Origin of the sequence: Pedobacter boryungensis, assembly GCF_013204825.1 — a bacterium.
GTDB classification, from domain to species: Bacteria; Bacteroidota; Bacteroidia; order Sphingobacteriales; family Sphingobacteriaceae; genus Pedobacter; species Pedobacter boryungensis.
Genome location: NZ_JABMKV010000001.1, coordinates 930,039 through 953,683, shown reverse-complemented (window position 1 = coordinate 953,683; position 23,645 = coordinate 930,039). Strand labels below are relative to the sequence as shown.

Annotated in this window: 17 protein-coding genes; 11 read left to right on the top strand and 6 right to left on the bottom strand. The window is 33.6% G+C overall.

Going from position 1 to position 23,645, the window contains the following annotated elements; genetic code table 11:
- Positions 1-24: 24 nt before the first annotated feature.
- Positions 25-3,270, bottom strand: a complete 3,246-nt coding sequence (locus HQN85_RS04140) for an amidohydrolase family protein (protein ID WP_173269094.1) — start codon at positions 3,268-3,270, stop codon at positions 25-27.
- 77 nt (positions 3,271-3,347) lie between these two features.
- Here HQN85_RS04140 and HQN85_RS04135 point away from each other — a divergent pair, with 77 nt between their 5' ends.
- The 9 genes from HQN85_RS04135 to rplT all read left to right on the top strand — a co-directional run bounded on the left by HQN85_RS04135 (position 3,348) and on the right by rplT (position 12,954).
- Positions 3,348-5,240, top strand: a complete 1,893-nt coding sequence (locus HQN85_RS04135; protein ID WP_173269092.1) for a RecQ family ATP-dependent DNA helicase — start codon at positions 3,348-3,350, stop codon at positions 5,238-5,240.
- A 51-nt stretch (positions 5,241-5,291) separates the two neighbouring features.
- The gene (locus HQN85_RS04130; protein ID WP_173269091.1) at positions 5,292-6,614 is read left to right on the top strand and encodes an MFS transporter; all 1,323 of its coding nucleotides are present in this window, start codon (positions 5,292-5,294) and stop codon (positions 6,612-6,614) included.
- A gap of 25 nt (positions 6,615-6,639) precedes the next feature.
- Positions 6,640-7,377, top strand: coding sequence for a (Fe-S)-binding protein (locus HQN85_RS04125; protein ID WP_173269089.1), 738 nt, complete (start codon positions 6,640-6,642; stop codon positions 7,375-7,377).
- A gap of 106 nt (positions 7,378-7,483) precedes the next feature.
- Positions 7,484-8,407 carry a hypothetical protein gene (locus HQN85_RS04120; protein ID WP_173269088.1) on the top strand — a complete coding sequence of 308 codons (924 nt, stop codon included), beginning with the start codon at positions 7,484-7,486 and terminating at the stop codon, positions 8,405-8,407.
- 185 nt (positions 8,408-8,592) lie between these two features.
- A complete protein-coding gene (locus HQN85_RS04115; protein WP_173269086.1) occupies positions 8,593-9,684 on the top strand; it encodes an acyltransferase family protein in 1,092 nt (363 codons plus the stop codon).
- A 121-nt stretch (positions 9,685-9,805) separates the two neighbouring features.
- Positions 9,806-11,731, top strand: coding sequence for a threonine--tRNA ligase (thrS, locus tag HQN85_RS04110; RefSeq protein ID WP_173269085.1), 1,926 nt, complete (start codon positions 9,806-9,808; stop codon positions 11,729-11,731).
- Between the two features lie 12 nt (positions 11,732-11,743).
- Positions 11,744-12,313: a translation initiation factor IF-3 gene (gene infC, locus HQN85_RS04105; protein WP_173269084.1), complete on the top strand. Its 570-nt coding sequence runs from the start codon at positions 11,744-11,746 to the stop codon at positions 12,311-12,313.
- Between the two features lie 26 nt (positions 12,314-12,339).
- The gene (gene rpmI / locus HQN85_RS04100) at positions 12,340-12,540 is read left to right on the top strand and encodes a 50S ribosomal protein L35 (protein WP_173269083.1); all 201 of its coding nucleotides are present in this window, start codon (positions 12,340-12,342) and stop codon (positions 12,538-12,540) included.
- A 69-nt stretch (positions 12,541-12,609) separates the two neighbouring features.
- Positions 12,610-12,954 carry a 50S ribosomal protein L20 gene (rplT, locus tag HQN85_RS04095; protein ID WP_055131818.1) on the top strand — a complete coding sequence of 115 codons (345 nt, stop codon included), beginning with the start codon at positions 12,610-12,612 and terminating at the stop codon, positions 12,952-12,954.
- A 271-nt stretch (positions 12,955-13,225) separates the two neighbouring features.
- Here rplT and bioD read toward each other — a convergent pair whose 3' ends face one another.
- The 5 genes from bioD to HQN85_RS04070 form a co-directional block, all read right to left on the bottom strand.
- On the bottom strand, positions 13,226-13,837 hold the full coding sequence (bioD, locus tag HQN85_RS04090) for a dethiobiotin synthase (protein ID WP_173269082.1): 612 nt from the start codon (positions 13,835-13,837) through the stop codon (positions 13,226-13,228).
- 2 nt (positions 13,838-13,839) lie between these two features.
- The gene (locus HQN85_RS04085; protein WP_173269081.1) at positions 13,840-14,961 is read right to left on the bottom strand and encodes an aminotransferase class I/II-fold pyridoxal phosphate-dependent enzyme; all 1,122 of its coding nucleotides are present in this window, start codon (positions 14,959-14,961) and stop codon (positions 13,840-13,842) included.
- A 64-nt stretch (positions 14,962-15,025) separates the two neighbouring features.
- The gene (locus HQN85_RS04080; RefSeq protein ID WP_173269080.1) at positions 15,026-15,766 is read right to left on the bottom strand and encodes an MIP/aquaporin family protein; all 741 of its coding nucleotides are present in this window, start codon (positions 15,764-15,766) and stop codon (positions 15,026-15,028) included.
- A gap of 54 nt (positions 15,767-15,820) precedes the next feature.
- Positions 15,821-17,311, bottom strand: coding sequence for a glycerol kinase GlpK (gene glpK, locus HQN85_RS04075; RefSeq protein ID WP_173269079.1), 1,491 nt, complete (start codon positions 17,309-17,311; stop codon positions 15,821-15,823).
- Positions 17,312-17,332: 21 nt separating this feature from the next.
- Positions 17,333-18,925 carry a glycerol-3-phosphate dehydrogenase/oxidase gene (locus tag HQN85_RS04070; RefSeq protein ID WP_173269078.1) on the bottom strand — a complete coding sequence of 531 codons (1,593 nt, stop codon included), beginning with the start codon at positions 18,923-18,925 and terminating at the stop codon, positions 17,333-17,335.
- A gap of 148 nt (positions 18,926-19,073) precedes the next feature.
- Between HQN85_RS04070 and HQN85_RS04065 the strand changes: the two genes are divergently transcribed.
- Positions 19,074-19,838, top strand: a complete 765-nt coding sequence (locus HQN85_RS04065) for a DeoR/GlpR family DNA-binding transcription regulator (RefSeq protein ID WP_173270216.1) — start codon at positions 19,074-19,076, stop codon at positions 19,836-19,838.
- Between the two features lie 491 nt (positions 19,839-20,329).
- Entirely contained in the window at positions 20,330-23,635 is a 3,306-nt protein-coding gene (locus tag HQN85_RS04060; RefSeq protein ID WP_173269076.1) for a SusC/RagA family TonB-linked outer membrane protein, read from the top strand.
- The last annotated feature ends 10 nt before the right edge of the window (positions 23,636-23,645 follow it).

Below are 23,645 nucleotides of genomic sequence, written 5' to 3'. Positions count from 1 at the left end.
GAATGACAAAGTAAAAGTTATAGCTTAATCGCAATTTGGTACGGTAAATGTCCAGGTGTCAGATAATTTATATGGAATTGTAAACGCCATACCTTTATCTAATTCGAACCATAATTTAGAACGAACTTTTTCTCTGCTACCAATTTCATTTAAGGTTAGGCTATCGTATAATCTACCATTTACCATTACGTATTTTATCTTTTCAGAATTCCTAATGTCATCTAACGGGTTTGAATCCATTACGACTAAATCCCCCAATTTTCCAACTTCCAAAGACCCAATTTCTTTATCCATTCCTAAATAAGAAGCACCGTTTAATGTTGCATAGCGAATAGCTTGTAAAGGTGTAGCACCCCCTTGTACAAACATCCATAATTCCCAATGTGCGCCTAAACCTTGTATTTGCCCATGAGCACCTAAATTTATTTTTGTTCCGCCATCAGCAATTTGTTTAACCGCTTTTGAAACTTCAATATGTCCATAATCTCCATATTCAGAAGTTGTTCTTCTTCTTGAACGTGAATCGATAATTGCCCTTGGTGTAAAACTTAATAAACGCTCATTCTCCCAAACATTAGTTCTATCGTACCAATAATTTTCTCCCCATTGACCTCCATAAGCAACAATTAAAGTAGGGGTGTAACCCACGGTAGTGTTGCTCCAGAAATTTACCACATCTTTATAAATGGGAGTAATAGGAATGCTGTGTTCAATCCCTGTATGACCATCCGCAATCATATTCATGTTGGTGAAAAATGTAGATCCACCTTCAGGAACAACCTCCATATGTAGTTGTCTTGCTGCTTCTAATATTTGCTGGCGCTGTTCTCTTCTTGGCTGATTGTAAGATTTTACCGAAAACGCACCTACAGCTTTTAATCTTCTTAAATGAGATAAAGCATCATCCAAACTATTAATTACCACCTTAAAATCGCCATCAGCACCATATAAAATAGAACCAGTTGAATATACTCGTGGGCCGATCATTCTACCTGCTTTAAGCATTTCACTCTGACTAAAAACCATTTCTGTATTGCTACTTGGATCATGAGAAGTAGTTACACCAAAAGATAAATTAGCTAAGTAAGACCAATCTTGTTGTGGGCTAATCCCATCTGGACTGGTGCGTAAATGTGCATGTACATCAACTATTCCTGGCATTATTGTTTTCCCAGTTACATCAACAATTTTTGCATTTGTCGGAATGTTTACATCTTTTCCAACTGCGATAATTTTATTGTTTTCTAATAAAATAGTTCCTTCTTCAATTACTTCATCACCTTTCATGGTAATAATTCGGGCGCCTTTTAATGCTAAAATCCCGGTAGGAACATCAGTTTTAAGTTTTAAACCAATTGCAATACCAACGGTATCTGGTTCTGGTAAAACTTGTGGCGCACCTTCAATAAAATTGAATGTATTTTTTATTTCTCTATTATAATATTGCTCTCCTAATGTCCAAAACAACTTTTTGCTATCTGTACTCCAATGTAAAAATGTTCCAGCATCTTTGGTTACTCTTGCCAAAGGGATAGATTTGTTATTGGCAGATAAATCTAACGCAATACCAGTGGTTACCATTGGAGTAATATAAGCATTGAATAGCTCTGTAAACGCCATCCACTTACCGTCAGGACTAGGTGTAAACTGCGTAGCATATTGAGAGGTGTAATGCGTTCTTTCATTGCCTCCATTCAAATCCATGCTTTTGAAAGCTTTTTTGCCAGCTTCATATCCTTGGAAATAAATTCGACTATCATCAGCATTAAAAATTGGTTTAATTCCGCTTTCGCTAATTAGTGTTTTTGCGCCACCATTTGCTGACATAATAAAAATGCCTGTATTTTTTCCGTAGGTTAAACCTAATGTTTCATTCCCAACGCCTTTTCTAAAAACAATTTTATCACCTTTATTTGAATAAGAAGGAGAGTAATAATATCCTTTTTCATCTGTTAATGAAATGGTTTTGCCTGTTTTAAGATCGGTTCTTTTTATTGCACCTTTAAATTCATCGCTCCAAGTTGTATAAATTACAAACTTACCATCGTTGCTAAATTCTGGCTCAAACTCAAAATCAATTCCATTAGTTACTCTTTCAGGTATCCCATTAGGTAATTCTTTTTTGTATAAATAACCTGCTGCATTAAAAATCACCAATTTGCCATCAGGTGATGTAGTTAATTGCCTAATCATTTTTACCGTGAATTCAGGATTAAAAACTTGGTTCTCAAAATGTAAAGCTTGTTGCACAGTTTGCGAGCTGTTTACTTCGAAAGGAATATCGCTTACTTGTAAATTAATTAAGTCGATTTGTTTGATTTTTCCTTTAGCATAAAATACAATTCGTTTCGAATCTGGTGTCCATGCAAAGTTTGGATACACTCCAAAAATAGCCCAGGTTTCTTGTTGATCATGAGATAAATCCTCATATAATGGCCATTCTTCGCCAGTTTTTAAATTTTGAATATATAAAGCTGATTTTAAACGTACTCTTTTTACATACGCCATTAGTTTGCCATCTGGCGATATTTGTGGACGAGCAGAACCACCTTGTTCTGCAATTAAGTTTGATAATTTTCCAGTGGTTAAATCTAATTGTCTAATTGCATAAATTAACCCATTTGGATCTTTACTATACTCAAAGTTAGGACCTGGAGAAACATCTTCACTAAAATATAAGAATTTGCCATCAGGCGATACGTTTGGCTCTCCAGCATCTTGCTGATCATTTTTTCTTTTCGTTAATTGTACACCGTCGCCACCATAAATACTATACATCCACATTTCGCCAGCACCTAATGAACGTGAGCCTGTAAAATGTTTTCTTGCTACTAAATATTCACTATTTGGCATCCAAGTTGCATTATTTAACAGACGAAAAGTTTCTTTTGTAATCTGTTTTTTATTACCGCCGTCTGTATTCATAATCCAAATATTATCGCCACCACTTTTATCGCTGGTGTACGAAATGTATTTTCCATTTGGACTAAATCTTGGCTGAACATCCCATGCAATGCCACCACTTAATAATTTTGCAGGACCTCCATTTATGGACATTTTATAAATATCACCCAACAAATCAAAAACAATTTCTTTTCCATCCGGACTTACATCTAAATTCATCCAAGTGCCTTCATCGGTTGTAATTGTAAAGCTTTTGGTTTGACCTTTGTATTTTTCTACATCCCATTTTGCGGCTTCTTTTTTCTCTTGTGCAGAAGCAGAAATGAGTAGGAATAAACAGCTGGCGAATAAGGAAATTTTTTTCATCTTAGTTAATTGAGATATTTATTTGCGCAATTTAATAATATCAGTCCGTTTTTATTAGTTTTGAAAACATCTTTTTTATGACAGAAGCGGAGATTTTAAAGAAATATTGGGGTTTTGACAACTTTAGACCTTTGCAGGATGAAATTATCCAATCGGTTTTAAAAGGAAATGATACATTAGCTTTATTGCCAACTGGCGGAGGAAAATCATTATGTTTCCAAGTGCCAGCCATGGTAATGGACGGAATTTGCATTGTAGTTTCGCCATTGGTTGCCTTGATGAAAGATCAAGTCGAAAATTTAAAAGCAAAAGGAATTGAAGCTATCGCGATTTACGCGGGAATGGGTAAAAGAGAGATTGATATTCTGTTAGATAATTGCATTTACGGGAAAATTAAGTTTCTTTATTTATCACCAGAAAGATTACTCTCAGAAATAGTTCGTGAGCGAATTGCTTACATGAACGTGAATTTAATTGCTGTTGATGAAGCGCACTGTATTTCTCAATGGGGTTATGATTTTAGACCGCCTTATTTAAAACTAAAAGAACTTCGAGAAATTCATCCTGATAAGCCAATTTTAGCCTTAACAGCTACTGCAACGGCTTTTGTAAAGGAAGATATTTTGCAAAAGCTGGAAATGAAAAGTCCCCAAGTTTTTGTAAAAAGCTTTGCTCGTACTAATTTAAGTTATGTAGTTTTCGATTTGGAAGACAAACATAAAAAGCTATTAGAAATTGCTAAAAATGTAAAAGGATGCGGATTGGTTTATGTTAGAAATAGGAGAGAAACTGCTGAGGTGGCGCATTTTTTACAACGAAATGGAATTGCAGCAGATTTTTATCATGCTGGAATTGAGAAAGAATTACGTTTTAAGAAACAAGAAGATTGGAAAAAAGATGTAATTAGAATTATGGTTGCCACCAATGCTTTTGGGATGGGAATTGATAAACCAAATGTTCGTTTTGTAATCCATTTAGATTTGCCAGATAGTTTAGAAGCTTATTATCAAGAAGCTGGCAGGGCAGGAAGAGATGAAAAACGTGCTTTTGCAGTATTATTAGCAAATAAATCCGATCAGTTGATGCTAAACGCAAAATATGCTGATAGTTTTCCAACGGTTGAGGATATTAAAAAAACATATCACTACTTAGGAAGTTATTTTCAACTTGCATTTGGTGCTGGTGAAGGTTTAAGTTTTGAATTTGATTTGGCCGATTTTTGTAAAAAGTTTAATCTTGGTGTAATTAAAACATTAGCATCATTAAAGTTTTTAGAGCATGATGGTTATCTAGCTTTATCGGAAAACATATTTTTACAGTCTCGAATTATGTTTACGGCAAACCATGAAGATGTCTATCGTTTTCAAATAGAAAATTCTGGTTACGATCCTTTAATTAAGACTATTCAACGTAGTTATGGAGGTGCTTTTGATGGTTATGTAAAAATTAAAGAAGCTGATTTATCCAATAGATTGAAAATATCGTTTAATGAAGTTATTAATTATTTAAATCGGTTACAACAATTAGAAATCTTATCGTATTTACCACAAACAGATAAACCACAATTACAATTTATATTACCAAGGGCAGATCAGTTGCACCTAGATATAGATGCAAAATATATTAAGCTACGTCAGGAAATTCAGATTAATCAACTAAAAGCTGTTTTAGCTTATGCATCTACACCATTATGTAGAAGTAAACAGCTACTTCATTATTTTGGTGAAACGAATGCTGATAAATGTGGTTTTTGTGATATTTGTCTAGCTGAAAGGAAAGTAGAAGAATTATCTCAATTAAAAGATAAAATAGATTTTGAGATTATTACTTTATTACAAAGTGATCATTATAGTTTAGATGAATTGGTAAATAAACTTAATTCAGGTATGGAAAACGATAAAATCGAAAGAATTAGAGAGTTATTAGATGCTGGAAAAATAAAAACAGATGGGAAAAAGTATTATTTGTAGCCAATTAATGAATTTGTTAATTTTTAATTACTTTTAATTTCGCTTAAAAATATGCAACAGAAAAACGATAAAAAAGTTATTCGCTCTTGGGCCTTTTTCGATTGGGCAAACTCTGCTTATAACTTGGTCATAACTTCAACAATATTTCCTGCTTATTACACCATTATTACTTCGGATAAGAATGATAATACCATAGATTATGTGACTTTTTTAGGAAGAAAGTTTGTGAATTCTGCATTGTACAGTTATGCTATGGCTTTTGCGTTTCTAGTTATCGCAGTTTTATCTCCAATATTATCTTCAATTGCAGATACCAGAGGAAATAAAAAGATTTTCATGCAGATGTTCACTTATATTGGCTCCTTAGCCTGTTGTGGCTTGTTCTTTTTTAAAATAGAAACATTAGAAATTAGTGTGGTTTTATTCGTGTTAGCAGCGATAGGCTTTTGGGGAAGTTTAGTTTTTTATAATTCTTATTTGCCTGAAATAGCTACCGTAGAAGAGCAAGATAAAGTGAGTGCAAAAGGTTTTACTTACGGATATATTGGAAGTATAATTTTGCAATTAATTTGTTTCGTTTTTGTGTTTAAACCAGATTTGTTTGGTATTATCGATAGCTCTATTCCAGCTAGATTATCATTCTTTATGGTGGGTGTTTGGTGGATGGTCTTTGCGCAAATTCCATTTAAAAACTTGCCAAAGGGAAGCCCTAACTTTAAAAGTGAGAAACAAAATGTAATGACAAGCGGCTTTACCGAATTGAAAAAGGTTTGGAGTCAGGTAAAACAAATGACTTATTTAAAAAGATTTTTATTCGCATTCTTTTTTTACTCTATGGGAGTACAAACCGTGATGTTAGTAGCCACTATTTTTGGAGAAAAAGAACTGCATCTTCCAACATCAAAATTAATTGCAACCATTTTATTATTACAAATTGTAGCTATTCCGGGTGCAATGCTGATGTCTTATTTATCCTCAAAAAAATACGGAAATGTGAATGTTCTGATAGGGGTAGTACTCATATGGATTGGTTGCTGCATTGCTGCATATTTTATTCACACAGAATATCAATTTTATGCTTTAGCAGCAGTAATTGGTTTAATTATGGGTGGCATTCAATCTTTATCACGCTCTACTTATTCTAAATTTTTACCTCAAGAAAGTCCAGATCATACTTCTTTTTTCAGTTTTTACGATGTAACTGAAAAGGTTGCATTAGTATTTGGGATGTTTAGTTTTGGTTATATTGAAGAATTAAGTGGCAGTATGCGAAATTCTGTTATCGCATTAGCATTCTTTTTTGTTTTAGGATTACTATTTTTGCTGTTCTTGAAAAAAGTACAACCTAAATCAGTTGCTATTATTGAAGAATAAGAGCTTTATTATTTAACATCCCTAAATGAAGATAGAATTATTTGTTCCCTGCTTTGTAGATCAATTATATCCCGAAACCGCATTTAATACCGTTAAAGTTTTAGAAAAAGCAGGCTGCGAAGTGAGCTATAATTCAAAACAAACCTGTTGCGGACAGCCAGCCTATAATGCGGGTTATTGGGAGCAAGCAAAGGAAATTGGCGGCAAATTTCTAACTGATTTTTCTGAAAACGAATACATTGTAGCGCCATCGGCTTCATGTGTTGGTATGGTTAAAAATGGATTTAATGATCTGTTTACCAACACAATAGTTCATAATAAATGTAGGAGCATGCAAGCTAATATTTTCGAACTATCTGATTTTTTAATTAATGTTTTAAAGAAGGATTATTTCGGAGCAGAGCTTGATGGAAAAGCAGTTTATCATGATTCTTGCAGTGGCCTTCGCGAATGTAAAATAAAAGAAGAACCTCGTCAATTGCTTTCTAAAGTACATGGACTAGAAATGGTAGAAATGAAAGACACGGATATGTGTTGTGGTTTTGGAGGGACTTTTGCTGTAAAATTTGATGCTATTTCTTCGGCAATGGCCGAACAAAAAGTAAATAATGCATTAGAAATGGGAGCTGAGTATATTATTTCTACAGATTTATCATGCTTAATGCACTTAGAAGGTTATATCAAAAAAAATAATATTCCTTTAAAAACGATGCACATTGCAGATGTATTGGCAAATGGTTGGTTAGAAAGTACAGAATACTAAACTTATGTAAAAGATAGGTTAGGTTTCTATAAATTAACCTTTTTTAACACTTGAAGTCTAAAAACTACAATAAATTTGTAGTATCAAAACAATAGATAATATATCCATGAAAAAAATTCTTATTGCCTTTGTTGGTTTATTAACATTAACCTTAACGGCACAGGCACAAAAAAAATCCGGAGCAATCCAGTTTGAAACGACAATAGACCCAGCTGCTATGGCTGCAGCAAATGGTATTAAACTATCTGATGAAATGATAGCTAGAATGCCTAAATCATCTAAATTGAGCTTCGAATTATTGTATACTCCTACTAATGCTAGTTACATGCCAGTAGAAGAAACAGAAGATAGTAATGGTGGTGGAGGTGGTGGTGGCATGGCCCGTATGATGATGCGTTTTGGTGGTGGCGGTGGTGCAAGGGAATACTTTTATACTTTTGCAGACCAGAAATTAGTTGAAGTTTTCGATTTAAACGACACTACTTATGCAATGGCTAGTAAATTAACTGTAGCATTACCAACTCCTCCAGCAATGGGAAGACAAGGTCAACAACAAGGTGGAGCTACAACTCCAGCTCCTGAAGCAACAAGTGCGGTAGTTTTTTTACCTGGACCTCCAACGTTAGAAGTGGTTAAAACAGATGAAACAAAAAAAATCATCGGATTAAATTGCAATAAAGTGATTGTAAAATCTATTCGTAAAGCAAAAGTTTTAGGAATGGATAAAGATGTTGTTGATGAAACTGCTGTTTGGTATACAAATGATCTTGGTTTTAATTTTTCTCCAAATCCAAATTTATGGACTGAAGGAACTGTTTTAGCTATAGAGAATAAAGGAAATAGTACAGTTGCAAAAAGCATCGAATATAGAAATGTAAGTACTAAAGATGTAACTGCTCCGAAAAAAGCAGTAGCAATTACAGCTGATGAATATAAAGCTAAAATGGAAGCGATGATGAAAAGATTTAGCGGTGGTAACAGACAAGGTGGTGGACCAGGTGGTAATGTTAGAAGTGTCATTATTAATTAATCCTCTTTAAAGATATTTTTAAGCCCTCGGTAGTTATCGGGGGCTTTTTTTGTTACCTACTTTTAATGATATGCTTAATAAATCTGCATCAGTCTTTTTAATAATAAACTAAATGATATGATAAGTTTTTCTTTGTGCATACCGATCAAATCGCTATTATTGAACACACAAACAATGAAACTTAAATGAATACTGAACAAAAAAGCATCAATTTATTAAATACAAAAAAGCATTTCGAAATTTTAGACGGACTAAGAGGAGTAGCCGCTGTATGCGTAGTTATATTTCACTTTATGGAAATTGCAATTACAGATTACAACAAAAATTTTATTGGTCATGGTTATTTAGCAGTTGATTTCTTTTTCTGTTTGTCTGGTTTTGTAATTGCTTATGCTTATGATAACAGAGTAGCGCAAATGAGTACTTGGCAGTTTATCAAATTAAGGCTTATTCGTTTACATCCTTTAGTAATAATTGGTTCTATTTTGGGCTTATTAACGTTTCTTTTAGATCCTTTTAGCGATTTATATGCTGTTTATGGATTTGGAAAAACTGTTCTACTTTTCTTATCATCCGTTTTTATGATTCCGTATCCAATTGTTGATGAACGTTATAATAACTTATTTAATTTAAACGCCCCAGCTTGGTCTCTTTTTTGGGAATACATTATAAATATTTTCTATGTAATATTCCTTTTTAAAATCTCAAAAAATCTATTACGATTTTTAACCTTTTTAGCTGCATTAATTTTATGCTATGTAGCTTTTCACTCAAAAAATGTGAGTGGGGGTTGGGGTGGTCCAAGTTTTTGGGATGGTGGTGCCAGGGTGCTATTTTCTTTTACAATTGGTATGTTAATCTACCGTTCAAACTGGATAATAAAAAATAAACTGGGCTTTTTTGGGATGAGTATCCTTTTATTAGTCGCGTTTTTGAGTCCGTATATGGATCAGTATAACTGGATTTTAGAACCTATTATCATTATATTTTATTTTCCATTATTAGTTTCTTTAGGCGCAGGATCTAATTTAAAATCAGGTCAAAAAAATATTGTAAAATTATCTGGAGAAATATCATATCCATTGTATATGACACATTATCCATTTGTTTGGATATTTTTAACTTATGTAACGGTAATTAAACCTTCATTTTCGCAGTTGGCAATTATTATCCCAATTTCAGTTGTATTGTTAGTTATTTTGGCTTATTTAATTATGAAGTTTATTGATATTCCAATTCGTGAGTATCTGAAAAATAAGCTAAAAAAAGCAGTTTAAATTTTCTTAAACAAGCATTAATACTTTGAAATCTCTCGTATAATTGGCATCTTTGTACTTCAAAAATCACTTTGTATGTGATTTACTAAACATTTTTTTAACTTTTAAATCATAGTTGTAGATGATTAACATTACTTTACCTGATGGTTCTAGCCGTCAGTATGAAAAGGGCACAACTGCCCATCAAATTGCCTTATCTATCTCAGAAGGCTTAGCAAGGAACGTTTTAGCAGCAGAAGTTAACGGAGAAATCTGGGATTCTTCTCGTGCAATTGAAACTGATTCTACTGTTAAATTATTGACATGGAATGATACAGCTGGTAAAGCTACCTTTTGGCATTCATCAGCTCATTTAATGGCCGAAGCATTAGAAGCGCTTTATCCAGGTACTAAATTTGGTATCGGCCCCGCCATTGAAACTGGTTTTTATTACGATGTAGATTTTGGAGATAGAGAATTTTCTTCAGATGATTTCAAAGCAATAGAAACTAAAATGTTGGAGTTGGCTAAACAAAAAGAAGAGTTTAGTCGAAAAAGTGTGAGCAAAGCTGATGCAATTCAATATTTCACCGAAAAGGGCGATGAGTATAAACTAGATCTTTTGCAAGGTTTAGATGATGGAAAAATAACTTTTTACACTCAAGGTGAGTTTACAGATTTATGCCGTGGGCCACACATTCCGAATACTGGTTTTATTAAAGCTATAAAATTGATGAATGTTGCTGGTGCATACTGGAGAGGAGATGAAACTAAAAAACAACTGACTCGTATTTATGGTGTAACTTTCCCAAAGGCTAGCGAATTAACAGAATATTTGTTAATGATCGAAGAAGCTAAAAAACGTGATCATCGTAAGCTTGGTAAAGAATTAGAGTTATTTATGTTCTCTGATAAAGTTGGTGCTGGTTTGCCAATGTGGTTACCTAAAGGAACTGCCTTACGAGAACGTTTAGCTCAATTTTTGACTAAGGCCCAAGTTAAATCTGGTTACGAGCAAGTAATTACTCCACATATTGGTCATAAAAATTTATATGTAACTTCTGGTCACTACGATAAATATGGGAAAGATAGTTTTCAGCCAATAAAAACTCCACAAGAAGGAGAGGAGTTTTTCTTAAAACCAATGAACTGTCCGCACCATTGCGAAATGTATAAATTTAAACCTCGTTCTTACAAGGATTTACCAGTGCGTTTTGCAGAATTTGGTACGGTTTATCGTTACGAGCAAAGTGGCGAATTGCATGGACTAACTCGTGTAAGAGGATTTACTCAAGATGATGCACACTTATTCTGTCGTCCAGATCAAGTAAAAGAAGAATTTAAAAAAGTGATTGATTTGGTGTTGTATGTTTTCAAATCTTTAGGGTTTGATAATTATATTGCTCAAATTTCATTACGTGATCCAGAAAACAAAGCAAAATACATTGGTTCTGATGAAAATTGGGCACTAGCGGAACAAGCTATCATTGATGCTGCCGAAGAAATGGGTTTGCCAACAGTGGTAGAATTGGGCGAAGCTGCTTTTTATGGTCCTAAGCTAGATTTTATGGTGAAAGATGCATTGGGTAGAAAATGGCAATTAGGCACAATTCAAGTAGATTATAATTTACCAGAGCGTTTCGAATTAGAATACACTGGTAGTGATAATTTAAAGCATCGTCCGGTAATGATTCATCGTGCACCATTTGGTTCATTAGAACGTTTTGTAGCGGTTTTAATTGAGCATTGCGCAGGAAACTTTCCATTATGGCTTTCTCCTGAGCAATATATTATTCTACCTATCTCAGAAAAGTATGAAGAATATGCAAAAAAAGTTTCAGATGAACTAAATAATTCCGATATTCGCGGGCTGATAGACTTTCGAGATGAGAAAATTGGAAGAAAAATCAGAGATGCTGAGGTTAAAAAACTACCTTATATGCTCATAATCGGTGAAAAAGAAGCGGAGGAAGGAAAAGTTTCTGTTCGCAAACACGGAGAAGGAGATTTAGGAAGCATGACTTTAGCTGAGTTTAGCGCATTAATTAGTAAAGAAATAACAGTTTAATAGAAATTACATTTGGCATTAGGAAGACCAGGATTTAATAGGGGACCACGTCCTCCTTTTAAGAAAAAAGAAGCAGAACATAATATTAATCAGTATATCAGAGCTCAAGAGGTGAGATTAGCTGGAGATAATGTTGAGCCAGGAATTTACCCTTTGGCAAAAGCTTTGGCACTTGCTGATGAATTGGAGCTTGACTTAGTTGAGATTTCTCCAAATGCAGTTCCACCTGTCTGCCGTATTATCGATTATAGCAAATTTGTTTACGAACAAAAGAAAAAGCAAAAAGAGATAAAGGCAAATGCTAAACAAACTGTTATAAAGGAAATTCGTTTCGGTCCTAATACGAACGATCACGATTTTCAATTTAAATTAAAGCATGCGATTAGCTTTTTAGAAAATGGCGAAAAAGTAAGAGCTTATGTACACTTTAAGGGTAGAGCTATTGTTTACAAAGAACAAGGCGAAATCTTATTGTTAAAGTTTGCTCAAGCATTAGAAGATATAGGTAAAGTAGAATTACTACCTAAATTAGAAGGAAAGCGTATGTTTTTAACATTAGCGCCTAAAGTAGCAAAGAAGTAATAAATTATATAAATTAAAACAGGGTTATGCCAAAAATGAAAACCAATTCCAGTGCTAAAAAGCGTTTTTCGCTTACTGGAACAGGGAAAATCTCAAGAAAGAACGCATACAAAAGTCACATTTTAACAAAAATGAGCACTAAACGTAAGCGTAATTTAGGCCAGACAAGTCTGGTAAGTAACGCTGATATGGGCAACGTTAAGCGTATGCTTGCAATCGGTAAATAATTAATTTTTAACCAGATACTCGGTACCTAAGATTGCAAATGCAACACCGCTTATCAAAAATCACACACTATGCCACGTTCGGTAAACGCAGTAGCTGCTAGACGCAGAAGAAAAAAAGTCCTAAATATGGCCAAAGGCTATTGGGGATCAAGAAGCAAGGTATTTACCATTGCTAAAAACACGGTTGAAAAAGGTTTGCAATATGCATACCGTGACCGTAAAGTTAAGAAAAGAGAATTCCGCGGATTGTGGATCCAACGTATTAACGCTGGAGCACGTGAGCACGGTGTATCTTACTCTCAATTGATTGGTAAATTAGCAGCTAAAAACATCGGTTTAAACCGTAAAGTATTAGCAGATTTAGCTATGAATCATAAAGATGCTTTCAAAGCAATCATTGATGCAGTAAAATAAGAAATACAGTTTGAAAGAAAAGGGGAAGCGAAAGTTTCCCTTTTTTTATGTGATAAAATACGTTATTTCGAAATGAGCAAAGCGATTGAGAAATCTGTTTCTTAAATAATTCGAAAAGCAAAACCATCACGACATTTAAAGTAAATCTGGTTTTATACTAAATATCTTTTTTGTTTTTTTTATGTTTATGGCACTAAGAACAAAAAAAAAATTCGCTGCAATCCAGTTTAAAAACTTAAACCTGTGCAATGAACTAAAAGTATTGTAGATTTTAAAAATTCAAATTCAAACCAGCTAATAAAACTTCAGATTTAGAAATGCTTTTTAAAACTGGGATATTACCCAAGTTGGTTATCCCAGTATATTTTAAAATATAATCTTGACTTTCTAAATTCTCTTCACCATTAAAAATAATTCCTTTAATGGCAATCTGATGCTGTTTTAAAGTGTTAATGGTTAATAAAGTATGATTGATACTTCCCAAATAATTTTGAGATACTATAATAACTTCAATAGCTAAATACTTAATTAAATCTAAAATCAATTCTTTATCATTTAGCGGAACCATCAAGCCACCAGCACCTTCAACTATTAAATGGTTCTCTGTTTTTGGAAGTTTAAATTGATCAAGTTCTATTTGTATTCCATCAAGCTTAGCTGATAAATGTGGTGAAAGCGGATTATTCAATCTATAAGTTTCGGGATAGATATTGGTTATCGAGTTACTGATCAAACTTTTAACTGCTAAACTATCACTTTGTGCTAAATCTCCAGATTGGATAGGTTTCCAGTAATCTGCTTTTAATTTTTCTGTGATCACTGCACTTGCAATAGTTTTCCCAATTCCCGTTCCAATACCAGTGATAAAATATTTTTCAGCCATTATTAAAGTTGTTTCAATTCATTTACCAATTTTGTAATTTCTTCATCGCTATTGTAAGTGTGCAAGCAAATTCTTAGACGTTCTTTACCTTCTGGTACAGTTGGACTTAAAATGGCTTTTACATCAAACCCTTTTTCTTGGAGATTTTTAGCTGCATTTTTAACAGTTTTGTTATTATTAAACAAAATAGTTTGAATTGCACTTTGGCTTGAAATTGTGGGTAATTTCAAATCGTAAATTAAGCTATTATAAAGATTTATTTTGCTTGTTATTTTTGTGGTTTCATTGCCTTTGGCTAGTAACTGATACGCACAGTTAATGGCTACAATATGGTATAAAGGCGCTGCTGTGGTGTAAATAAATGAACGAGCAAAATTAATTAAGTAATTGTGTAAATTTTTGCTTCCTAAAACTATGGCTCCATGCGTACCAATCGCTTTTCCAAAAGTTACAATACGAGCAAATACCTCATTTTGCAAACCTAGTTTTAAAACTAAACCCTGCCCTTGGTTGCCAAAAATACCAGTAGCATGAGCTTCATCAACTATTAAATGCGCATTATACAATTTACATAAACTATTAATTTCTAGGATCGGCGCCAAATCTCCATCCATTGAATACACACTTTCTATCACTACATAAATTAAACCTTTTGCAGCTTTAAGTTTCCATTCAAGGTCTGCAATATCATTATGTTTAAATTTATATCGCTTTGCATAGCTTAATCGTGCACCGTCAATTAAACTTGCGTGTATTAACTCATCGGTTATAATTGTATCTCCACTTTGTGGGATAGAGGAAAGTAAACCAATATTAGCATCGTAACCAGAATTAAAAATTAAACCAGTTTCTGCGTCATGAAAATCTGCAACAAATTGTTCGGTTTCTTCTGTATATGGATGATTTCCGCTTAATAGCCGAGATCCTCCAGATCCATTTAGATAAGGCTTTACATATTTGATTTGCTCTTCAATTAATTTTTTTAAAGCAGAAGAACGGGCAAAACCTAAGTAATCATTTGAGCAGAAATCTACTGGTAAAAAGTGATTTGTTAGTTTTCTTAACAATCCTTTATCGGTTCTTTCTTTTAGTTTTTGTTGAAGGAAATTCTCTGCTTGGCTCATTCCTTTCAAAAATAAAGAAAGCCCCGAGATTATCGAGGCTTTCCTATTTATATTTTGAAGATTATTATTTCATATGTAAGGCTAAATATGCCAATGCTGCTAATGAAGAACCAATTATTGGACCTAAAATAGGTACCCAAGCATATGCCCAATCGCTACTACCTTTTCCTTTCATTGGAATTATAGCGTGAATAATTCGTGGTCCTAAATCTCTGGCAGGATTAATAGCATAACCTGTAGTTCCCCCTAAAGATAAACCAATAACCCAAACTAAAAATGCTACAGGAATAGCGCCTAAAGAACCTAAACCAATAGGGGTAGTTTCTTCTTTTGTGCCCATACTTGCATCTGTAAAGTAGAAAATCACGAATATTAATACGAATGTTCCGATAATTTCAGAAACTAAGTTGGAGCTATAATTTCTAATTGCCGGAGCAGTTGCAAAAGGTGCTGCTTTTAATCCTTGATCATCGGTTGCATCAAAATAGTCTTTATACATTATCCAAACTACAAATGAACCTACCATTGCACCAAGAATTTGCGCACCGATATATCCTGGAACTAATGCCCAATCAAAACCTTTCCCAATTGCTAAACCAAGTGTAACAATAGGATTTAAATGAGCTCCGCTATATGGCCCAGCTACTACCACACCAACAAAAACGGCTAATGCCCAAGCGGTAGTAATTACAATCCACCCGCTGTTGTTGCCTTTTGTACCTTTTAAAACAACATTCGCCACTACACCATTTCCTAGTAAAATCATTAAGGCAGTACCTATAAATTCTGCTAAATAAACATTCATATCTATAAGAGGTTAAATTATTTAATTTTTAAATTGTTGATTGATGGAACCGAATTAATCTTCTGCATTTACTCTTGCTGCTTTTATAGCTCTATTCCAGCCTTTTACACGTTCGGTATTGTCAGAATTATCTTCTGCTACAAAAGTTCTATTTATTTTCCATTGGGATCTAATTTGATCTATGCTATCCCAGAAACCTGTAGCTAAACCAGCTAAATAAGCAGCACCAATCGCGGTAACTTCTGTAACTTCTGGTCTGATTACTTTACAATTTAATAAATCTGCCTGAAACTGCATTAACAAATTGTTTGCTGTTGCACCACCATCAACTCTTAATTCGGCTATGCCAACACCAGCATCGGCTTCCATGGCTTTTAACACATCCATAGTTTGGTAAGCAATGCTTTCTAAAGCTGCTCTTGCAATGTGCGATTTGTTGGTCCCTCTTGTTAAGCCAGTAATAGTTCCACGAGCATGTTGATCCCAATGCGGCGCACCTAATCCTGCAAATGCTGGAACAATGTAAACTCCTTGTGTATCTTTCACTTTTGCTGCTAAAGTTTCTACATCAGCAGATTTAGAAATCATTCCTAACTCATCTCTTAACCATTGAACAACAGCACCACCAATAAAAATACTACCTTCTAAAGCATAAAAAACTTCATTGTTAATTTTCCATGCAATAGTCGTCAATAGGTTATTCGCAGATATTTTTGGCGTTTTCCCAATATTCATCAGCATAAAACAGCCAGTTCCGTACGTGTTTTTAACCATTCCAGGTTCTGTACACATTTGTCCAAATAATGCCGACTGTTGATCTCCAGCTATACCTGCGATTGGTAATTTTGCTGCTAGAATATCACCTGCTGTTTCTCCATAGACTTCGCTTGATGATTTTACTTCAGGTAGCATTGATGTTGGGATGCCAAAAAGCTTTAATAACTCTTCATCCCATTTTAAAGTATGAATGTTATACATCATCGTACGCGATGCATTACTCACATCAGTAACATGAGTTTCGCCATTTGTTAATTTCCAAATCAACCATGTGTCAATTGTACCAAATGCCAATTTTCCTGCATCAGCTTTTTCTTTTGCACCAGCTACGTTTTCTAATATCCACTTCGCTTTGGTAGCTGAAAAATATGAATCGATTATTAAACCTGTTTTATCTTGAATTTTTTCTGCTAAACCTTCCTTTCTAATTTCATCACAATAAGCAGAAGTACGTCTATCTTGCCAAACGATGGCATTATAAATAGGTTGGCCAGTTTCTCTATCCCAAACTACAGTGGTTTCTCTCTGGTTAGTAATCCCGATTGAGTTAATATCCTTTGCAGATAGTCCAGCTTTTACAATAGCCTCTGCTGCAACAGATAATTGTGTAGACCATATTTCCAAAGGATCGTGTTCTACCCAACCAGCATGAGGATAAATTTGGGTGAATTCTTTTTGTGCAATTGCAACAATTTCACCATTATGGTTAAATATGATAGCTCTCGAACTTGTGGTTCCCTGATCGAGAGATAAGATGTAATTACTCATAGTTATAATTGGTTAGGTTTTTTAGCTCGCTAAAGCCTCTTTTTGTCTAGGTTTCTCTGTATGATAAATATATCCAAAAGCTAATTTATTAAATATTTCTATTTGATTTTCTTCCCATTCTTTATTTGCTCCTAATTCTGTTGCTAAAATAGATGCTACTTTAGGGCTCATTTCAATTGCGGCCGTTGCATCAATAAAAAGAACTCTTAATCTTCTGCTTAGTATATCTTCTACTGTTTCGGCCATTTCATTCCTAATAGACCAAAGTACTTCAGCTTCTGTGTAGGGAAAATCTGGATGTAGTTTTTGAGCTAATTCTGGATGTTTTTTGGCTAAATCTTCAATATACTGTCTGTCTGAACCATAAATATTTAAGTAATTATTATCGTTGGCTAATACAGAACCGTGAATTTTTAAATTCTTGGTTGCACACACTTTTGGGGTAAAGCCGCTATGTGTAATTGCTAAATCAATAGTTTCTTCTGCCATTCTTCGGTAAGTTGTCCATTTGCCACCAGTAATAGTAATTAGACCTTTTGCCGAAATGATTAATTTATGATCGCGACTGATTTCCTTAGTACTGTTACTATTTGCATCAGTAGGGGCGGCCAACGGTCTTAAACCAGAAAATACACTTAAAATATCCTTTTCAATTGGTTTTCTTTTAAAATAGGCACCTGCAGTATTTAAAATAAAATCTGTTTCTTCTTTTAATGCTCTTGGTTCTAAACTATGTTCATCTAATGGAGTATCAGTTGTACCAACCAATAAATGTTCATGCCATGGCACAGCGAAAAGTACACGTCCATCTGCAGTTTTTGGAATCATTAATGCTGACTCACTATTTAAAAATTCCTTTTTTAGAACTACGTGAACTCCTTGGCTAGGACGAACCATTTTTTTAGCCGTTGGATTATTCATTTGTAAAATCTCATCAACAAAAACACCTGTAGCATTAATTACAACTTTAGCATTCAATTTAAATTTTGCTTTTGTTAATGTGTCTTCAGTTTCAACGCCAACAACCTCGTTTTCTTTTTTAATTAGATTTACTACTTTCATGTAGTTGATTAATGTTGCCCCTAATTCTACAGCTGTTTGAGCAATATTAATAGCTAATCTTGCATCATCAAACTTTCCATCATAATAACTAATCGCACCTTTAAGACCTTTTTCTTTAATACCAGGCATTAAATTTAAAGTTTCTTTTTTGGATAAGTATTTTGATGCTCCAAAACTAAATTTTCCAGCAAGCCAATCGTAAAGTGTAAGCCCAGTTAAATATTTGGCAATCGAAAACCAATCGTAGCATGGAATAATAAATTTTTCTTTATGGACTAAATGGGCAGCATTTTGCGCTAACAATCCTCTTTCTCTTAAAGCATGCTTTACCAATCCAATATCACCCTGTGCTAAATATCTTACTCCACCATGCACTAACTTAGTACTTCTGCTTGAAGTTCCTTTAGCAAAATCCGATTGCTCTACCAGCAATGTCTTTAAGCCTCTACTTGCTGCATCAAGCGCAGTTCCCAAACCTGTTGCACCACCACCAATGATGATTACATCCCAATTTGAATTTTCTTCTATATTATAATTATGTAGCCTTTTCATTAAAAAGAAATAAAACGAAACAATAAGCAATTATAAGTAATAGTTATTGAAATAATATATAATGCATGTTAAAAAATTATTATTTTTATAAATCCTCTACAAATTGACTGCTTATTTTTATTATTTTGCAGAACTTGATAACATTATTATGATGAATTTAGCTGAGAGGCACCAGTTTATATTAAACCGCATTCAAAAAGATCAGTATATTAACGTAGTAGAATTGTGTAAAGAGTTAAAAGTCTCTTCTGTAACTATTAGAAAAGATTTAAAATTATTAGAAGATAAAAATCTACTTTTTAGAACACATGGGGGGGCTACTGTAAATAATCCATATACAGTAGATCGACCGGTTAATGAAAAGGAAAAAATACAATCATCTGAAAAAAATAAAATTGGACTTGCAGCAGTACAGCTATTAAAAGAAAATGATTCTATTGTAATTGCGTCAGGTACTACATTGCTTTATTTCGTTAAGAATATTCCATCTGGTTTAAACTTAACTGTGGTAACATCTGCATTAAATATAGCACTGGAATTAGTTAGTGAACCGAGTGTTGAGGTAATACAACTAGGGGGGTTAATGCGTAAAAGCTCCTCGTCAGTTATGGGAACCTATGCCGAGCAGATACTGCAAGATTTTTATTTTAATACCTTATTTTTAGGAGTAGATGGCATTGACTTAGATTACGGATTAACTACAACCAATGCAATGGAGGCACATTTAAATCGTAAAATGATTAACGTTTCTCAAAAAACAATTGTCTTAGCTGATTCTACAAAATTTGGAAAAAGAGGATTTGGGAAAATTTGTGGTCTAGAAGACATTGATCACATTATAACTGACAAAGGAATTTCTCAACAAATTGTAAATCATTTAGAAGGATTAGGGGTTACAGTTACAATTGTATAACTTTTCCAATCTCTAATTGTTTGATAATCCTTCATTAGAAATATTATTCCTATTATCGTTTTAGGAAATTTAATTAACGTAGCTTTATTAATTCGAAAGCTTAATCTTGCATATCCTATCTCTTGTAAATGAAATGTTACATTTTGTTTCCTTAGTTGTCATAAAAACCACTTTAGCATCTTAATTCATCATATTTAAAAAAATACGACCTATTTTAATACAGTAGGCTGACGTTTTATAGCGTGGTTATTGGCCTATTATCTACTGTAAAATGCAGAATCTAGAATACTAATTTGAAAAATATTATTAGTTTCAATTTGTTTTTATATTTTTATATCGAAATGTTTGATAACAAAAAAATAAACAAATCGTAATAAAAATAATCTGGTATTAACCATTAGTTAATATTAGATTAATGAAGACCATTTACTTTTGCAACTTCGGTAGCAAGACAAATTGTTTGCATAAACTAACCGGATATATCAATAATTATGAACAAAACATTTACTCAACATGCTGCTTTGCTTTGGCGCCACTTGCGTAGTGAAACTAAAGTCGCAGGAAAGCATTACAGAAAAAAAAGTGATTTCAATTTGGTTTACAGTAGCATATTTTGCTGTAAACTTATTTTGCTTAGTACTTTGATTTTAGCAATTTCTTCGGAAAAAACACTCGCACAACAAACCACTGTACAAAATATTACAGTAAAAGGAACTGTTTTAGATGATACTGATGGTCAAGGAATACCTGGTATCACAATTATTGACAATGCTAAAAAAGTTTGGGGTGTTACTAATGAAAGTGGTAGTTTTTCTATTATTGTTCCAAAAGGTACAACAATTAACTTCACTATGATTGGTTATACCACTGTAACAAGAGTTCTAAATGATTCTCAAAGCAACTTAACTATCCGCGTAAAAACTTCTTCAAGTCAATTAAATGAGGTTGTAGTAACTGCCCTAGGTATTAAACGTGAAGAAAAAGCTTTAGGTTACGCAATTACGAAACTAGATAGTAATACTTTTACAGATGCAGTTTCAAGTAACTGGACTGATGCACTTTCTGGTAAAGTGGCGGGTTTAAATCTAGTGCGCAATAGTGGACCAGCAGCATCAAATAAAATTATTTTAAGGGGTGAAAATAATTTAACTGGAGATAATGAGGCATTAATCGTTATAGATGGGGTAGTTGCGAGCAGTAGTTCAAGACGCTCTTCTGCTACTGGAGGAGGAGTGTATGGTACTTCTGGAGATATATTGCCAGTCGATTTTGGTAGTAGCATTAATGACATTAATCCTGATGATATAGAAAGTGTAACTGTCCTAAAAGGTCCAGCTGCTTCAGCACTTTACGGTCAAAGAGGTGCTAATGGAGCAGTAATGATTACTACTAAATCAGCTAATAAGAACAAGAAAAAGTTAGGAATTTCATTTACTTCTAATAGTGCTTGGGAAGATGTTAACCGCAGTCCATCAAGACAAAACGAATTTGGAGCAGGTACAGATGGTACTACAAGCTATCAATTTGGTAGTAATAATACAAGCTCTACTTATGGTCCAGCATTTTCAGATGGATATATGTTTTTTCAATATGATCCTGCAATTAAAGCAAGAGGTTTAACAAAAACACCTTGGGTTGCTTACCAAGATCCTGTAGATGCTTTTTTTGTAACTGGTTTCGAATCTAGTAATTCAGTTAGTTTAGATGGAACATATAAAGGTGTAGGGCTACGTTTTTCAGCAAGTCATGGAAATAATGAATGGATTGTGCCCAACACAGGTATGGAAAGAACTAATGTAACCTTAAATGCTAATAGTAATATTACCAAAAAGTTGAGCATTAATTTAAAAGCGCAATACAGTAACAGAAACAGTGATAATTTACCTGCAACGGGATATGGTAATCAATCATTAATGTATTGGTTTATTTTTGCACAGCCTAATATTAATACAGATTGGTACAGAGATTATTGGGTTACAGGTAAGGAACAACAACAATTTGTTAACTTAACTACCTCTTTTCCTGAAGGTCCGTATGCAATTTCAGAACAATATTTAAATGGTCAGAAACGTAATGGATGGTTGGGAAATATTCAAGCAAATTATAAGTTTACGAATGAATTAAGTTTAATGGTTCGTGCATCTGCTGATTATAATAACGATAACAGAGAAACAAAACGTCCATGGGATACCTCATCAGGAGGTTTGTTTGCTCAAGGATCTTACAGAGTAACTAAGATAAAATCGTATGAAATAAATGCCGATTTTATGTTGAAATACGAGAAGAAATTTAATAAAGATTTTAGTATGACAGCATCAGTAGGTGGTAGTCAAATGCGTAATGAATATGATAGATTAGAAACTCGTGCAGATGGTTTGGTTTTACCAGGAGTATTTGACTTAACAAACAATATCAATAAATTAGTATATGTACCTGATACAGCTAGATATAGAATTAATAGTTTATATGCAGTTGCGTCATTCTCGTACAAAAACTATTTATTTTTAGATTTAACTGGTCGTCAAGATTGGAACAGTACTTTAGCTACTTTAACAAGAAAAGACAATGTTGGTTTTTCTTACCCATCAGCAAGTTTATCTTTTGTAGCATCAGATTTTTGGAAAATGCCTAAAGCAATATCTTTCGCAAAATTAAGAGCATCTTATGCGCAAGTTGGAAGCGGAAGCACAACTCCTTATCGCACAGCCTATAATTATTTAATTGCTTCGAATGGTGTTTATCCTGGTAATGCGATGACAAATCCTAGAATCTTACCAAATCCAAATTTAAAACCATTAATGACTACAACTATTGAATTGGGATTAGATTTAAAATTATTTAAAAACAGATTAAATTTTGACTTTGCTGTTTATAGTGGTAACACTAAAAATCAAATCTTAAGTCGTGTTTTAGATAAATCATCTGGTTATGATATTGGTGTCTTTAACGTAGGTAGAGTAAATAATAAAGGTTTAGAATTGGCAATCAATGCTATTCCACTAAAATCTAAAAACTTCACTTGGACGTTGAATGGTACTTTTAGCGCTAACCGAAATGAAATTAAAGAATTGGCCGATAGTTCTGTAATTTTACGTACAGGCGGATTTGGTAACTCAGGTCAAGTTGTAGCGAATGTTGGTGGCAGCATGGGTGATTTATATGGAACTGGTTTTATGCGTTCTCCAGATGGTCAGATTGTTTTTGATGCAGTTACTGGTTATGCTAAACCTACAACTGATGTTAAATATTTAGGAAATACTTTACCTAAGTTTAGATTTAGTTTTGGTACTGGAATTACCTATAAGCAAATAAGTACAAGCGTTTTATTTGATGCTCAACTTGGTGCTGTAGGACATTCATTTACATTTGCACGTATGGCTTCATTAGGTAAGTCTACCATCACATTACCGGGTAGATACAATGGTATAATTGGAGATGGTGTTGTAGACAATGGTAATGGAACTTTCAGAAAAAATGATATTATCGCTACTGATATTGAGGGTTATTACAATTCAATATATTATAATCAAGCAGAAGGAAGCATTTTTAGCACAGATTATTTAAAGTTTAGAGAAGCAAATATTACCTATGCTTTTAACAAAAGCTTTTTAAACAAAATTGGATTTAACAAACTAACTGTAGGTGTTTACGGACGTAATTTGTTTATCTGGTCGCCTTGGCCGGCATTCGATCCTGAATTTGGAACTTTAGCTGGCTCCGATATTCAACAAGGTTTTGAAACTGGACAACTTCCTTCTACAAGAAATTACGGTGTACGTTTAGTTGTTGGTTTATAATAATTATAGT

Coding starts and splice junctions, on each gene's coding strand:
- HQN85_RS04120 (WP_173269088.1), top strand. CDS start 7,484: ATGAAAAAAATTCTTATTGCCTTTGTTGGTTTATTAACATTAACCTTA.
- HQN85_RS04140 (WP_173269094.1), bottom strand. CDS start 3,270: ATGAAAAAAATTTCCTTATTCGCCAGCTGTTTATTCCTACTCATTTCT.
- bioD (WP_173269082.1), bottom strand. CDS start 13,837: ATGGCTGAAAAATATTTTATCACTGGTATTGGAACGGGAATTGGGAAA.
- HQN85_RS04080 (WP_173269080.1), bottom strand. CDS start 15,766: ATGAATGTTTATTTAGCAGAATTTATAGGTACTGCCTTAATGATTTTA.
- HQN85_RS04115 (WP_173269086.1), top strand. CDS start 8,593: ATGAATACTGAACAAAAAAGCATCAATTTATTAAATACAAAAAAGCAT.
- HQN85_RS04135 (WP_173269092.1), top strand. CDS start 3,348: ATGACAGAAGCGGAGATTTTAAAGAAATATTGGGGTTTTGACAACTTT.
- rpmI (WP_173269083.1), top strand. CDS start 12,340: ATGCCAAAAATGAAAACCAATTCCAGTGCTAAAAAGCGTTTTTCGCTT.
- thrS (WP_173269085.1), top strand. CDS start 9,806: ATGATTAACATTACTTTACCTGATGGTTCTAGCCGTCAGTATGAAAAG.
- HQN85_RS04085 (WP_173269081.1), bottom strand. CDS start 14,961: ATGAGCCAAGCAGAGAATTTCCTTCAACAAAAACTAAAAGAAAGAACC.
- HQN85_RS04060 (WP_173269076.1), top strand. CDS start 20,330: ATGAACAAAACATTTACTCAACATGCTGCTTTGCTTTGGCGCCACTTG.
- HQN85_RS04070 (WP_173269078.1), bottom strand. CDS start 18,925: ATGAAAAGGCTACATAATTATAATATAGAAGAAAATTCAAATTGGGAT.
- HQN85_RS04065 (WP_173270216.1), top strand. CDS start 19,074: ATGATGAATTTAGCTGAGAGGCACCAGTTTATATTAAACCGCATTCAA.
- glpK (WP_173269079.1), bottom strand. CDS start 17,311: ATGAGTAATTACATCTTATCTCTCGATCAGGGAACCACAAGTTCGAGA.
- HQN85_RS04130 (WP_173269091.1), top strand. CDS start 5,292: ATGCAACAGAAAAACGATAAAAAAGTTATTCGCTCTTGGGCCTTTTTC.
- HQN85_RS04125 (WP_173269089.1), top strand. CDS start 6,640: ATGAAGATAGAATTATTTGTTCCCTGCTTTGTAGATCAATTATATCCC.
- rplT (WP_055131818.1), top strand. CDS start 12,610: ATGCCACGTTCGGTAAACGCAGTAGCTGCTAGACGCAGAAGAAAAAAA.